At 45.6% G+C, this 12,492-nt stretch carries 12 protein-coding genes; 6 read left to right on the top strand and 6 right to left on the bottom strand.

The annotated features are described in order from the left end of the window. Nucleotides 1-77: 77 nt before the first annotated feature. Both SWOO_RS16595 and SWOO_RS16590 read right to left on the bottom strand, forming a co-directional pair. Complete coding sequence (locus SWOO_RS16595; RefSeq protein ID WP_012325829.1) at nucleotides 78-1,247, bottom strand: isovaleryl-CoA dehydrogenase; 1,170 nt, start codon at nucleotides 1,245-1,247, stop codon at nucleotides 78-80. A gap of 78 nt (nucleotides 1,248-1,325) precedes the next feature. Continuing rightward, entirely contained in the window at nucleotides 1,326-1,724 is a 399-nt protein-coding gene (locus tag SWOO_RS16590) for a MerR family transcriptional regulator (protein WP_012325828.1), read from the bottom strand. Nucleotides 1,725-1,950: 226 nt separating this feature from the next. Here SWOO_RS16590 and SWOO_RS16585 point away from each other — a divergent pair, with 226 nt between their 5' ends. Together SWOO_RS16585 and gndA are read left to right on the top strand one after the other, a co-directional pair. Beyond that, nucleotides 1,951-3,873: a propionyl-CoA synthetase gene (locus tag SWOO_RS16585; RefSeq protein WP_012325827.1), complete on the top strand. Its 1,923-nt coding sequence runs from the start codon at nucleotides 1,951-1,953 to the stop codon at nucleotides 3,871-3,873. A 339-nt stretch (nucleotides 3,874-4,212) separates the two neighbouring features. After that, nucleotides 4,213-5,766 carry an NADP-dependent phosphogluconate dehydrogenase gene (gndA, locus tag SWOO_RS16580; protein ID WP_012325826.1) on the top strand — a complete coding sequence of 518 codons (1,554 nt, stop codon included), beginning with the start codon at nucleotides 4,213-4,215 and terminating at the stop codon, nucleotides 5,764-5,766. 54 nt (nucleotides 5,767-5,820) lie between these two features. Here the strand turns inward: gndA and SWOO_RS16575 are convergent, their stop codons facing one another. After that, the gene (locus SWOO_RS16575; RefSeq protein ID WP_012325825.1) at nucleotides 5,821-6,483 is read right to left on the bottom strand and encodes a glutathione S-transferase; all 663 of its coding nucleotides are present in this window, start codon (nucleotides 6,481-6,483) and stop codon (nucleotides 5,821-5,823) included. A 103-nt stretch (nucleotides 6,484-6,586) separates the two neighbouring features. After that, complete coding sequence (locus tag SWOO_RS16570) at nucleotides 6,587-8,860, bottom strand: peptidase U32 family protein (RefSeq protein ID WP_012325824.1); 2,274 nt, start codon at nucleotides 8,858-8,860, stop codon at nucleotides 6,587-6,589. A 194-nt stretch (nucleotides 8,861-9,054) separates the two neighbouring features. Here SWOO_RS16570 and SWOO_RS26450 point away from each other — a divergent pair, with 194 nt between their 5' ends. From SWOO_RS26450 to SWOO_RS16555, 4 genes are all read left to right on the top strand, one after another. After that, on the top strand, nucleotides 9,055-9,381 hold the full coding sequence (locus SWOO_RS26450; protein ID WP_012325823.1) for a type II secretion system protein: 327 nt from the start codon (nucleotides 9,055-9,057) through the stop codon (nucleotides 9,379-9,381). A gap of 60 nt (nucleotides 9,382-9,441) precedes the next feature. After that, nucleotides 9,442-9,612 carry a hypothetical protein gene (locus SWOO_RS26025; RefSeq protein ID WP_195742806.1) on the top strand — a complete coding sequence of 57 codons (171 nt, stop codon included), beginning with the start codon at nucleotides 9,442-9,444 and terminating at the stop codon, nucleotides 9,610-9,612. A gap of 76 nt (nucleotides 9,613-9,688) precedes the next feature. Then, nucleotides 9,689-10,525: a class I SAM-dependent methyltransferase gene (locus tag SWOO_RS16560; RefSeq protein ID WP_012325821.1), complete on the top strand. Its 837-nt coding sequence runs from the start codon at nucleotides 9,689-9,691 to the stop codon at nucleotides 10,523-10,525. Between the two features lie 51 nt (nucleotides 10,526-10,576). Then, nucleotides 10,577-10,984, top strand: coding sequence for a VOC family protein (locus SWOO_RS16555; RefSeq protein ID WP_012325820.1), 408 nt, complete (start codon nucleotides 10,577-10,579; stop codon nucleotides 10,982-10,984). Between the two features lie 10 nt (nucleotides 10,985-10,994). Here the strand turns inward: SWOO_RS16555 and SWOO_RS16550 are convergent, their stop codons facing one another. Then, on the bottom strand, nucleotides 10,995-11,246 hold the full coding sequence (locus SWOO_RS16550) for a DUF3624 domain-containing protein (RefSeq protein ID WP_012325819.1): 252 nt from the start codon (nucleotides 11,244-11,246) through the stop codon (nucleotides 10,995-10,997). Between the two features lie 90 nt (nucleotides 11,247-11,336). Beyond that, nucleotides 11,337-12,209, bottom strand: coding sequence for a 1,4-dihydroxy-2-naphthoate polyprenyltransferase (locus tag SWOO_RS16545; protein ID WP_012325818.1), 873 nt, complete (start codon nucleotides 12,207-12,209; stop codon nucleotides 11,337-11,339). Nucleotides 12,210-12,492: the final 283 nt, after the last annotated feature.

Raw genomic sequence — 12,492 nt, 5'->3', positions numbered from 1 at the left:
GCTACTAAATAGATATTTATGTTCTTAGATTAGGCAGTTGAACTTAGAGAGTTGTGAACTAACTGCCTAATTTAGGATTATTTAGATTCGTTAAATAGCTCACGACCGATTAACATACGGCGGATCTCTGAGGTGCCTGCGCCAATTTCATAGAGTTTGGCATCACGTAGGAGTCGACCCGTTGCATATTCATTGACGTAACCGTTGCCGCCTAGAAGCTGAATCGCATCCAGAGCCATTTTCGTTGCTAGTTCAGCTGAATATAGGATGGCTCCTGCTGCATCTTTACGTGTGGTTTCGCCGCGATCGCAAGATTTTGCCACGTTGTAGATATAGGATTTAGCGGCATTCATGCCTGTGTACATATCGGCAAGCTTTCCCTGAACCAGTTGGAACTGGCCGATGGACTTACCAAACTGCTCACGTTCATGGATATAAGGAACGACGATATCCATACAGGCGGTCATGATCCCTAGTGGGCCACCAGAGAGAACCACACGCTCGTAATCTAGGCCACTCATTAACACTTTTACGCCGTTATTGAGCCCACCAAGAATGTTCTCTTCAGGGACTTCACAATCTTCAAATACGAGTTCACAAGTATTGGATCCACGCATGCCCAGTTTGTCGAGCTTTTGCGCCGTACTGAAACCTTTTGAATCACGATCAACGATAAAGGCGGTAATGCCGTGAGCGCCTTTATCCAGATCGGTTTTGGCGTAGATCACATAGGTGTTGGCATCGGGACCGTTGGTGATCCACATCTTATTACCGTTAAGGATATAGCGATCACCCTCTTTACGGGCATGAAGCTTCATGGAAACCACATCGGAACCTGCATTAGGCTCACTCATGGCCAATGCACCAATATGTTCACCACTAACAAGCTTTGGTAGATACTTTGCTTTTTGCTCAGCATTACCGTTGCGATTAATCTGGTTAACACACAAGTTTGAATGAGCACCGTAACTGAGTCCGATAGAGGCCGATGCACGGGAGATCTCTTCCATGGCAACAACGTGGGCTAGGTAGCCCATATTGGCTCCGCCATACTCTTCAGAGACTGTAACGCCTAATAGGCCCATATCGCCAAGTACTGGCCATAACTCGTTGGGAAAGGCGTTATCTCGGTCGGTTTTTTCTGCTATCGGGGCAATTTCATTGGCGGCAAAGCTTTGCACTGCATCGCGGAGCATATCGACATCTTCGCCTAGGCCAAAGTTGAGAGATGAGTAGAGTTGAGTCATTGCTTGTGTCCTATCAAATTGATTCAGAGATCGATTTTTATAATTATTTTTTTATGGATGTTTTGTTTAATCGTTTGTTTATTCGCTACTGTTCTCCAGCGCTGCTCGACACTGTTGCTCAGCGGAGTTGAGCTCCATGAGAACGACCTTGATGTCATCCATCTGCTGTTGCAGAGAAGTTTTCTTCTCCTCAACCAGTTCAAGCATAGTGTGTAGCTGTGAAACGCTGTTTTTATCGGCATCGTAAAGCTCAAATAAGCGACGGGTTTCAGCGAGTGAGAACCCAAGGCGTTTACCACGTAGGATAAGCTTGAGACGTACTCTGTCTTTTAAGTTATAGATCCGAGTTTGACCACGACGCTTAGGCTTTAGCAGGCCCTGATCTTCATAGAAACGAATACTCCGAGTGGTAATATCAAACTCTTTGGAGAGGTCGCTAATTGAGTAAGTTGTTTGTGTGATCTGTTTATCACTCATTAAAAACACCATAAGATTTAACTTTAAAAGAACAATACGTGAAGTTTACGTAAAGGTAAAGCTAGAGGTTTGGTTGAGAATCGATTTTATTCCGTTCTCGGTGAGATTTATGGCAAGTAAGTTTTCCAGTTTATTGTGATTCTCCCCTCTAGTCATAAGGTCTAATGGGAATACACACTCTGTGAGCATAATGTGAGTAGCTGGATTATGTTCTGGGGAGAGGGTAATGAAAAGTGGGAATAATAAGCTGCATCAACAGATGCACCAAGCTTCGGTGTCACAGCCTGAGCAGTTCTGGGCCGATGCTGCACAGGCACTAACTTGGGATAAGCCTTGGGATAGAGTGCTCGATGAGAGCAATATGCCGCTTTACGCTTGGTTTGCAGGTGGTGAGCTTAACACCTGCTATAACGCAGTGGACAGGCACGTTGAAGCGGGACGTGGCGCACAAGTGGCGATTCAATATGTCAGTCCCGTCACTGAGACTGAGTATGGTATCAGCTACAATGAGCTTCAGGCTCAGGTGAGTAGACTTGCGGGCTACATGGACTCCATCGGGGTGAAAAAGGGCGATAGAGTGATTATCTATATGCCTATGGTGCCAGAAACCGCTTATGCCATGCTGGCCTGTGCGCGTATTGGCGCTATTCATTCTGTGGTGTTTGGCGGTTTTGCTGGCAATGAACTGGCCAGTCGAATCGATGATGCTAAACCTAAACTGATTTTATCTGCCTCTTGTGGTATCGAGCCATCAGGGGTTGTAGCCTATAAGCCGCTGCTAGATGATGCAATTGCTCAATCGAGCCACAAAGTAGAGCAGTGCATCATTCTTAATCGCAGTCAGCTCCAAGCTGAGTTGACCCCAAACCGTGATGTGGACTGGCAGAACGCAGTGGCTGATGCGCCAGATATTGGTTGTTTGAGTGTTGCAGCAACTGACCCTCTTTATATCCTTTATACCTCAGGAACGACTGGTCAGCCAAAAGGCGTGGTGCGTGATAATGGCGGCCACGGTGTCGCGCTGGCTTGGTCGATGAAGCATATTTATGGCATTGATGCAGGTGATGCTTTTTGGGCAGCGTCCGATGTTGGCTGGGTTGTTGGTCACTCCTATATTGTGTATGGGCCTTTACTGGTGGGGGCAACGACCTTGATGTTTGAGGGCAAGCCTGTTGGCACGCCAGATCCGGGGATTTTCTGGCGCACTATCGCAAAATATCAAGTGAAGAGCTTTTTCACTGCGCCCACGGCGATACGGGCGATAAAGCGTGATGATCCCGATGGTGACTTTTTGAAAGATGTCGATCTCTCTTGCCTTAATACTCTTTTTCTAGCAGGAGAGCGCTGTGATCCTGACACCCTGCATTGGGCCGAGGAGCGACTTAACAAGCCAGTTATCGATCACTGGTGGCAAACAGAAACGGGTTGGCCCGTAGCGGCAAATTTGATGGGCACAGCCCCTGTAGAGGTAAAGGCGGGATCTCCAGCTCTATCTGTTCCTGGTTATCAGGTGGAAGTGGTCGATGAGATGGGCGATAAAGTAGAGGCTAACATCTCAGGTAACGTGGTGATTAAGCTGCCATTGCCGCCAGGAACCTTGACGACCCTATGGCAAAATGAACAGAGGTACCTAGAGAGTTACCTGTCGATGTATCCAGGCTATTATCTCTCCGGTGATGCAGGCTATATGGATGACGATGGTTATCTCTATATCATGAGCCGAATTGATGACATCATCAATGTGGCAGGGCACCGTTTATCCACTGGGCGTTTCGAAGAGGTATTATGTCAGCATAATGCAGTGGCTGAAGTAGCCGTAATTGGTGTGGAGGATAAACTTAAAGGTCAGGTTCCTCTAGGTTTAGTGGTGCTGAAAAAAGGGGTAACGTTAAGTGATGAAGCCCTTTATAAAGAGCTGATAAGCTTAGTGCGTGAGCATATTGGGCCGGTTGCTTCATTTAGGTTAGTGAGTGCGGTGCAAAAACTACCTAAAACACGTTCCGGTAAGATTCTACGGGGAACCATGCGTAAAATTGCCGATAACCAAGAGTATAAAGTCCCTGCGACGATAGAAGACCCTCAAACCTTAGAACTGGTTCGTAACGCGTTAACCCGTATGGGTTATGCCGATGCCCTGCTAGTTAAATAATGGCTTGATTATCCGGGGCATAACACTTAGCCCCAGAGATCTTTTATTGTTAACTTTACAGATTAACAAGCGCTATTTTGTAAACTAATCTGGCAAATCCTAGTAATTAACTTACCAAAGTATGTATAATCCCGCACAAATAATACCTCTCATCTATGCCCCAATGTAGGGCTCTCTATGATAAAGAGAAGGCTAATATCTCCAAGCGACCTCAAGATGCTGAATCCTGCATTTTGAAGTGGTTTGTGTATATAACCTAACTCGCTAAGAGTTAGGTTGGTTAACTAGCCAATAATAGACAGGGTATGTCATCTTCTGTTACCTGCGGAAAAGATATCAATGGAAAACCACACCAAATTATATGATGTTGGCGTCATCGGCCTAGGCGTCATGGGAAAAAACCTCGCTTTAAATATTGCCGATAACCGATACAGTGTCGCTGCTTTTGATTTAGATAGCGTGAAGGTTGAGGGCGTGCTCGCACAGGAGAAAGCCGACCGAGTAAATAGTAAACAATCTGAGCAACCACTGCGGGTGCATGGCTGTAATAATCTTTCTGAAATGTTATCTAGCCTCGAGAAACCTCGAGTGATTGTGCTTTCTGTCCCCGCTGGTGCGCCTGTGGATGGCGTATGCAGTAGCTTAATCGAAGCGGGCATTGAGCTTGATGATATCGTTATCGACACAGGCAATAGCCTATGGACAGATACCTTAGAGCGCGAAGGTCGTTATGCAGATAACTTCACCTTTTTCAGCTCAGCTGTGTCTGGCGGTGAGATGGGCGCGCGTTTTGGGCCATCTTTGATGCCAAGCGGCAATAAAAAGGCGTGGGATAGAATTAAGCCTATCTGGGAAGCGATAGCGGCTAAAGTTGATGCCAAAACTGGGTTGCCTATTGAGCGTCAAGAGCCTGGTAACCCTGTCACTGAAGGCGAGCCTTGTACCACCTATATCGGTCCTGCAGGTGCTGGTCATTACGTTAAAATGGTTCATAACGGTATCGAATATGCCGATATGCAACTTATCTGCGAAGCTTATCAACTCTTGAGCGATGGTTTTGGTATGTCCGCCGATGAGATAGCAAACTTATTTGAGCGCTGGAATAAAGGTAGCCTAAACAGCTACCTGATGGAGATAAGTGCCGAGGTACTAAAGCAAGCCGATCCGTTTTCAGGTAAGCCATTAGTTGAGATGATTTTGGATAAAGCTGGCCAAAAAGGCACTGGACTTTGGACTGCTGTGAGCAGTTTACAGATAGGCTGCCCAGCACCAACCATTGCTGAAGCGGTTTATGCCCGGGCCGTGAGTACTCAAAAATCTCAACGAGTACAACTGAGCCAGTTACTCAGCGGGCCGCAAGCGGTTAAGCCAAGTGATGAGGAGCGTGAGGTCTTTATTGAGCAACTAGAAAGTGCACTCTACTGCGCCAAAGTTGCCAGCTATGCTCAAGGTTTCCAGTTGATGGCGATGAACGCTAAAGAGCGTAACTGGACACTCGAGTTCGCCGAAATTGCTAAGATCTGGCGTGCAGGCTGTATCATCCGCGCCACTTTCCTGCAATCGATCACGCAAGCTTATCAGTCTGCCGAGCGCTCAGGCGTTGAGCTTGAAAACTTGTTGATGGCAGAGACCTTCAGCCAAGCACTTTCAACCAAACAGCTTGATTGGCGCAAAGCTGTATCTACCGCGGTACTCAAAGGCATTCCCGCTCCCTGTATCAGCTCCGCTTTGGCCTATTATGACAGCTACCGCAGTGAGACTCTGCCAGCAAACTTGCTACAAGGTCAGCGTGATTACTTTGGTGCCCATACCTTTGAGCGTACCGATAAGCCAGCAGGTGAGAAGTATCACCTAAACTGGAGCAGCGTGAAGCGAGAGTTAGATAAAGTCTGAATCGTGTAGAATGAAAAAGCCGAACATTAGTGTTAATGTTCGGCTTTTTTATACCTATTTTTCACCAAACAGGTGCTCTTCACCACTATCAAGCCAGAGGGAGTATTTGGCCATGGCTTTTGAGAAGAGTGGGCTGTCTAGATGGGCCTTTAGCCAGTGTTGCAGTTTTGGGTAGGGGGCGGCTAGGTACTTGTGGCGGTCTGCTCGGGCAAATTGACGCACAAAAGGAAGTAGCGCGTAGTCTGCCAAGCTGAGCGTATCGCCCATAATAAATTGATGCTGGTTTAGTTTTAACTCCAGTTGCTTGATAAACACTTCACATTGAGATCTATCATAGAGTTCTGAGTCTTTGTGGTACCGCTTGGCGCTTTTGTACTGCTCCAATAATGGTTTAAATACCTTGTCATTATACTCAATCAGTTCGAGCATTTGAGGCAGGGTTTCGGGTGTTTGAGGATAGAGTAGCTCGTGAGGGTCATCTCTTTTCAGTGCCCAAAGCATAATATCCAGACTCTCATCGATCACTTCAGTAGTATTGCTATCTTCAACAATCAGCACTGGAACCGTTCCCTTAGGCGAGATCTCTAGCATGGCCTGAGGTTTGTTTTTCATCACTATGGCTAGCAGTAATACCCTCTGATTTGCCAGTAACAACCCCATTCTTGCGCGCATGGCGTAGGGACAGTGTTGAAGTGAGTAGAGTATGGGAAGCGGCATAGGTGCTCTCGTAGGTTATTTGTTGTTAGTAGAGATAAAGCCTCATAAGAGCGAGTATATGGACTTTATCTCTATTCTACTTATCGATCACCACTTTTGCTGATCACAATCCTTGCTGGTATTGGGCGTTAGTTGAGAGTGTCACCATAGTGTTTAGTAGTGAAACCGCATCTTCGTCACCCTTAAGCAGGTTTTCAAAATGTTCAATCAACTGGATTTTATCGAGCTTAGCTTTAGAGCCAGCACCGATATCGGTCAGATCGATAAAGAACTCATCAAAGAGATCTGAGAAATCCTTAATGGCATCAAGGTTGAGGAACTGCTCATCATTATAGATGCTTGGGTAACCGCCTTTTTGTTTATCAACGGCAAAGGAGATCCCTTTGACGTTTGTAATCGTGGTGGCTTTTTCACATTTAAGCATACAGCCATCCTCAATGCTTGGCTTATTACAACCAACGGTTTGCTGGAAGAAGCACTGTCTGCTTGTCATCATCAATATAGGGTGATAGATGCTGTAGAGCAGTTTAAATCCTGCTGGACGCTTGATATTGCGGATCTGCATCCGGTTTATCTCGTTGGAGATAAACGCGCCGGAGCAGTTTAGCTCCTCCTGCATCGTTAGTAGAGCATAGGAGTTAGTGGTGTTGAGAAAAGGCCCTGCTATCCAGTCAATGCCCATCTCAAAGGCTTTGTAGGCGACACCTGTGTTATTGCTGACGATACGTTTAGGTTTGACCTGCTCAAGGATCCGCACCGCTTCAATGTAATCTTTGCCGATAAGTACAGCTGGAAACCAAGGGATGAACCTTGGGTTACGTTGTAGCAGCTCGATATATTTATTACAGCCCTTTTTAAAGCTCTCAGGCAGTTTAAAGTAGATATCAGCCTTAGTAACATCACACAGGTGAGCATCTTTCTCATCACTGATAAGCAGAGATAGCTTAGGTGAATCTTCTACTTTTTCAGCTTGAATAAGTTTAGGTGGCTCGACAGGAGCAATCACTTCAACTGAGTCATTGAGTAAAAATGCCAGCCTGTTTTTAAGGGCGGTTAGCTCTTTAAAGGGAATACTTAAACTCTCTGCTAGCTGATTAAAGTCATATTCTTGGATAATATAGTTTGAATCGTTGAAGCTTCTAAAGCGTTTTTCTAGCACATCGGCACAAAGTGGCTTGTCTGACTTTCGCAGTTTAGTGTCGGAGTGTAGGGTAAATTCATTAGACTCTGTGTTCTCTGTCAGTCGATTTGATTTCGCTGTCACACCTGCCTTGATGGTTAACGGCGAGCCTTCTGTTCCTGAAAAGGTCAGGGTTAATGGCATCTTATCGATGTTGAGATGTTGGATCTTCTGCTCAAGGGAGGCGCCTAGCTCATTTTTATCGGCTCTGAGGTTCTGTCTCACCTCTTGGATCTGTACCACTGAGATCGCATTTTTCTGCTCGATGGCGTGATTAACACTGTTATCGCGAGGGTTATCGATAAACATCCCTTTGGTCAGATTGCCTTTGAGAAAGGAGTTGGTAAAGTCGCGATTGAATACCTTGTAGAGGTTTGAGTCATCATCGAGCAACTTACCTGTTTCGACAAACTGATTTATCTGTTTACGCCAGCTATCAACAACGGTGTAGACATAATGAGCGCCTTTAATTCGTCCCTCAATCTTAAGCGAGTCAACCTGAGCCTCAACCAACTCTGGGAGGTCGAAATAGGCTGAATTGTCTTTTAAATTCAGTGGGTATTTATTACCTGCGGCTGTCTCTTCATATTCATCGCGACAGGCCTGACTGCAGCGGCCACGGTTCCCTGAGTTTCCAACACTGACTGAACTGGAGTAACACTGGCCGGAGAAAGCGATACACAGTGAACCATGAACAAAGACTTCGGTGAGCATATCGTGCTGGTGGGCAAGGGCTGTTAATGAGGCTATCTCGGGTAAATTTAACTCCCGTGACAGGTTAACGCGAGAGGCTCCTATCTTATTTAGAAATAGGATCTGACCTTCATTATGGGTGGTTAGCTGAGTCGATGCGTGGATATCCAGTGTTGGGAAATATTTCTTTACTAGGTTAAATAGGCCTAAATCTTGAACGATTATGCCATCTAAGCTGGTATTGACTAATTGATTGAGTAGCTTAAAGAGTGCCGGAAGTTCCTGCTCTAATATCACCACATTAATTGTTAGAAACACTTCACAGTCAAACTGATGAGCAAGCCTGAGGATGCCACAGAGATCGTCAAATGAGAGGTTTGCAGCGCGATTACGGGCATTAAAGGTATCTAATCCACAATAGACTGCGTTTGCACCGGCAACAATGGCGGCCTTAATTGCTTCAACATCGCCGCCAGGCGCTAACAACTCAATTTTTCTACTCATCTCAGACTAACTCACTCTTTCGTTCGGTAACATTTTTTGAGGGGGGATCTTACCTGCATCTATGATTCATTGCCATTTATTAGGCATAGGTCAAATAAAAGCCCAAAGTCTAAGAGTACACTTGCGCGTCGAATTTTTGCGCTTAGGCGCACTGCACCGATTGTATTTGTATTGAATCTTAGTCGAGGAAAGAGATGAAACGTCGTATTAGCGGATTTACCTTAATTGAGTTAGTGGTCGTGATTATCATCTTAGGGCTCTTGGCAGTTGTGGCGCTGCCAAAGTTTATCGACCTACAGGGGGATGCTAGAAGAGCGGCAATGGACGGGCAGTTTGCAGCATTTGAAAACGCAGTAAAGCTCTATCACAGTGGCTGGTTAGCCGAGGGAAATACTGGCGCAATAGATAAGCTGGCAAGCTTTGGTGAGGGTAATGTTGCATCTAGCCCAGCAGGTTATCCTTACTCGACATCGGGGATCAGCAATGGCACAAATGGTAAAACCTTCGAAGCTTGTGAATAGCTATAGCATGGTATTACAAATACAGATTTCACCATTGCCCATGTGAATGATGATGAGCTGATGACATCAGATGTGGATATTGCTTACACCTATAGCACAGACAAGTGCATCTATCGCGATCTCTATTTTATTCAGCGCGGTGAGACGACTCAAGTGATGGACTATACCTTCACAACAGGTGAGGTGGTGGTTAAACCTGCTTTCTATAATGCCGATGGTACTGTTCAGTAACCTCTAGTGGCACTTGACCTCATGGGGCTGCAAATCTAGTCTAAACAGATGAATTAGATTGGCTTGAGGATCCCATATGGCTACGGATAACTTAGTTTCACAACATTACACCCATGGTGAGCTCCTCAGCGCAATTCAAGCTGCGTTGAGTAAGCAGGGTAATAGCATTGATAAGCTCACTTTAGCGGATATTGCTCCCGTCGATGAATTCCACATTGGTGGTCGATTGGCCACCGAACATCTTCTGTCTCAAGTTAACTTCTCTGCAGAGCAAGATATTCTTGATGTGGGCTGTGGTTTAGGTGGCGCGGCTCGTTTTATCGCTAATCACTTTAACAACCAAGTTACTGGGATCGATCTGACCGCCGAGTATATTGAAACCGGAAATGTACTGTCTCAATGGGTTGGGCTCGATGAACGTGTCAGCTTATATCATGGCAGCGCCCTCTCTATGCCCTTTGAAGATAGTCAATTTCATGGTGCCACCCAATTTCATGTTGGCATGAATATTAAGGATAAACAGACCCTATTTCGTGAAATCTATCGAGTGCTTAAGCCTGGAAGTACGTTTGCTCTGTATGACATCATGAGAATGGAGAGCGGCGCTTTAGCTTATCCAGTCCCTTGGGCGACAGAGGCCAGTTACAGCCATTTAAGTACTGTAGATGAATATCAAGCTGCATTGATTCAGGCTGGATTTATTGTGGGAGATATTAATGAAAGGCGTGAATTTGGGCTCGAATTTTTCAGCAAGATGAAGGAGCGTAATCAGGCCCAAGGTGGCCCACCTCCACTGGGGTTACACACTTTAATGGGGGCTCATACAGCAGTGAAGGTAGACAATATGCTCAAGAATATTCGTGGCGGATATATTGCTCCTGTTGAATTAATCGCTTATAAAAGTACAGATTAAAGAGGAAACTGTGTGTTGTAGCGAATAAATTAAGAATAATAAGAGGGTGAGATGAAAGAGATTGTTAGAATTAATCATGTAGGGTTGAGAGTGAAGAGCTTAGCCATTTCACGAGCATTTTACGAAAAACTAGGTTTTGAGTTTATTGAGGGGCCGATTGGACCTGAACCCGTTGCTGTAATGGAACACCCTTGTGGGATCAATATTAACTTTATTCTCAATGGCTCTGAAGATGAGGTGCTCAATGTGTTGATGGATGTGCCAAACAAGCATACTGGCTTCACCCATATTGCACTTGAGATAAATGATATTAAAGCTGTGCAGGAAAAACTGGCTGAACTGGAGTTCCCTGTTACCGAAGGGCCTATCACTGTTCCAAGTGGCGCCATGTTTCTCTTTATAAGAGATCCAGATGACAATGTGATTGAGTTCCACTTACCAGCTAAACTCGCTAACTAGTATTTTCTGTTTAGCGCTTTGAATTAAACCAGTCAATGAGGGTGCGATAACCCAGCACCAGTAGGTGCAGGGAGAGCAAACCGGTAAAAGCGGTGCAAAAAAACAGTAGGGCGATTGAGTTTATCTGTTTGGGAGCATCGGCGTAAAAGTACCACCACAGTGGCCAGCTGATAAGTGATAGTAAGGTTAACTGCCACATGCAGCTTTTACACCTGCCTATCTTTTGTTGAAACAGTGAGCTATTACAGTTTTTACAGGTCATAATCTCTCTGTAGATCTAAATGGAGCATCCAGTCTATGGTGCTCCAATCTCAAGCTTATCTTTTTAGCTTAAACCAATACGAAGCCTGCGTTAAACAAATACCAAGCCAATACTAAAAAGTGCGCTGAATATCATGGTCAGCTTAGCTGTTCTTCCCAGTAGCGGGTTGAGTTCAGCTCCAGAGCTCTGACTAAAGTCAGTGTTAAGTTTACGGGCGATGATAAGCGACAGTCCCGCTAGTAAAACCGGTAACCCTGGAAGGAATCCAAGAAAGAACCCCGCGATGATAAGTGCAAAAGGCAGGTAGACAAAAGCTTGATAAAGCACTCTTGCTTGGCCTAAACCGAGACGAACAGCCAATGTCTGTTTGCCTGCTTTAGTGTCTGTGACCATGTCCCGGGTATTATTGACCAACATGATGGCAGCATTAAGAAAGCCGATCGCCGCTCCTAAAATCCACGCTTGAATGCTAGTCTCTCCCGCTTGTAGATAATAACTTCCTACCACCGCTACTAAGCCAAAGAAAACAAACGCAGCAAGCTCACCCAGTCCGTGAGAGGCCAATGGATAGGGACCACCGCTATAACATAGGGCGCCTAATATCGCGGCTGTAGCCAGTACGGCAATAGGCCAACCACCATGCCAAATGAGGTAGGAGCCAACCAAAAGCGCAAGCAATAGGCATAGAGACATAGCATTACGCACTTTAGTGGGGGAGAGGAGCCCGCTTTGAGTCACACGAACTGGGCCTAATCGCTCCTCTGTATCGACACCACTCTTAAAGTCAAAGTAGTCATTGGCCAAGTTAACGGCTATCTGCAGCAACACAGCACATAGCATAGAGACACAGGCGATAAGTAGGCTAAATTGGGTTAACTGCAGCGCTAGTATGTTGCCAACTAAGAGCGGACCAATTGCCGCTGGCAAGGTGCGAGGCCTTATGGCCAGTATCCAAGGATTCATTTAATTAATCGATTTAATAGGTTGAGATGAGCCTAGCCGTAATTAGTTACTAGGCAATATAATACCAATCAGTATAAGAAGTTGATCTACTCAGAGTGTTTTTTGGCAACCTAATTCAAGGCGAATGGATGACATAATGGTTGTTCCCTTATGAGTTCATTCAACGCAGAAGTAGGCAGCCAAAAACACTCCTTACAGGCGAGTTTTAGCGGTTCTGATGCCGTGTTAACGAGCTTGACCGTAGAATAACTATGCTCTTCACTCGTTGCAAGCCACATGGATG

Origin of the sequence: Shewanella woodyi ATCC 51908, from assembly GCF_000019525.1 — a bacterium.
GTDB classification, from domain to species: domain Bacteria; phylum Pseudomonadota; class Gammaproteobacteria; order Enterobacterales; family Shewanellaceae; genus Shewanella; species Shewanella woodyi.
Note: the sequence above shows the minus strand (reverse complement) of the source record. Positions and strands in the feature narration are given on the sequence as shown.